The sequence below is a fragment of the Micromonospora sp. M51 genome, from assembly GCF_018070305.1.
In the GTDB taxonomy this organism is placed as follows: Bacteria; Actinomycetota; Actinomycetes; order Mycobacteriales; family Micromonosporaceae; genus Micromonospora; species Micromonospora parva.
The window spans coordinates 1-1861 of the sequence record NZ_JAGPXZ010001003.1 but is presented as its reverse complement, the minus strand read 5'-3'; the positions used below and the strand labels follow the sequence as shown (position 1 = coordinate 1861).

General features: G+C 70.0%; 2 protein-coding genes. Both read right to left on the bottom strand.

The genetic code is table 11. From position 1 onward, the window contains the following. Positions 1-938, bottom strand: a 938-nt coding sequence (gene mraY, locus KBX53_RS31785) for a phospho-N-acetylmuramoyl-pentapeptide-transferase (RefSeq protein WP_210863501.1), incomplete at its 3' end; no start/stop codon positions are given. Beyond that, on the bottom strand, positions 935-1861 hold a 927-nt coding region (gene murF / locus KBX53_RS31780), incomplete at its 5' end, for a UDP-N-acetylmuramoyl-tripeptide--D-alanyl-D-alanine ligase (RefSeq protein WP_210863499.1). The genes mraY and murF, both read right to left, overlap by 4 nt.

Here is a 1861-nt window from a genome sequence, read left to right as displayed (position 1 = left end):
ACCACGGACATCGTGATGATCACGAAGAGTCCGCCGATGATCGGCAGCAGCAGGATGGTGCGGGTGGACATCGCCATGCCGGCGATCAGACCGCCCAGCCCGAGCGCCCCCGTGTCACCCATGAAGATCCGGGCCGGAGAGGTGTTCCACCACAGGAAGCCCACACAGGCCCCGGCCGCCGCCCCGGCGATCAGCGCGATCTCCAACGGGTCGCGGACCTCGTAGCAGTACGGCTGGGTGTAGTTCGGGTCGGCGCACCAGTGCCGGTACTGCCAGAACGCGATCAGCGCGTACGCGGCGAGCACCATCACCGACGCGCCGGTGGCCAGACCGTCCAGACCGTCGGTGAGGTTGACGCCGTTCGTCGCCGCCATCACCACGAAGATGAAGATGATCACCGCGCCGACCTTGCTGACCTCCAGGAAGTCGATGTCCCGGATGAAGCTCAGCGTGGTGCTGCCCACCGTCTCGGTGTTGGTCGCCAGACCCGAACCGTTGGTCATCGTGCTCGGGAACCACAGCGCGATCACCCCGAAGACCGCACCGACCAGGATCTGCCCGAGCAACTTGCCGCGCTTGTTCAGCCCGGCACTGTTGCGCTTGCGCACCTTGAGGAAGTCGTCGAGGAAACCCACAGCGCCGGAGAAGACCATCAGACCCAGCAGCACCAGGGCGGTGATGGTCGGCTCCCCCTGGGCGATCTGCGGGTCCGGCAGGGTGGTCAGGGCGAGGTGCCCGGCCACGTACGCGATCACCGTGGCCAGGATGAAGACCACGCCGCCCATCGTGGGCGTGCCCTTCTTGCCCTGGTGCATGGCGGGGCCGTCGGACCGGATCGGCTGACCGGCCTTGAGCCGGGTGAACACCTTGATCGCGATCGGGGTGCAGAAGAGCGAGACGAGGAAGGCCACCCCGATGGCGACGATGACCGCCCTCATCGGGTCGACTCCCCGTCGGCGTCGGCGCGCAGGGCGTCGGCCACCTCCCAGGTCCGGTACCGGGAACCCTTGACCAGGACGACGTCACCCGGTCGTAGCTCGTTCCGCAGCACCTCGACGGCCGCCGCCTGATCGGTGAGCAGCACCGACTCTCCTCCCCAGTTCGCTACCGCTGTCGCGCCTTCGTGGATCGGCGCAGCCGGCTCACCCACCACGAGCAGCCGGTCGACACCCAGCTCGGCCGCGAGTCGGCCGACCTCGGCGTGGCCGTCGTACTCGAACGGGCCCAGCTCGGCCATGTAACCAAGCACCGCGACGGTACGCCGCCCCTGACCCATGCTGGCCAGAGCCCGCACCGCCACCGCCATCGAGGCCGGGTTGGCGTTGTACGAGTCGTCGATCACGGTCACCCCGTCGGGACGGTCGAAGACGTCCATCCGGCGGGTCGAGACCAACCCCAGCTCGCCCAGGGCCGTGGCCAGCTCGGCCAGCGGCATACCCAGCTCCCGGGCGACCGCCGCCGCCGCGAGCGTGTTCCCGACCTGGTGACGGCCGGCCAACCGAAGCCGCACCGGCGCGCGTCCCTCCGGGGTGACCAGGGTGTACGACGGGTGCCCCCGCTCGTCGAGCGTGACGTCCTCGGCGCGCACGTCGGCGTCGGGCGCCTCGCCGTAGCGGACCACCCGGGCCCGCGTACGGCCCGCCATCGCGTCCACCCTGGGGTCGTCGGCGTTGAGCACGGCCAGCCCGTCCGGCGGCAGCGCCTCCACCAGCTCGCCCTTGGCCTGCGCGATGGCGTCCTGCGAGCCGAACTCACCGATGTGCGAGGTGCCGACGTTGAGCACCACGGAGATCTGGGGCGGCACCAGCTCGCACAGGTACCGCACGTGCCCGACCCCGCGCGCGCCCTTCTCCATCACCAG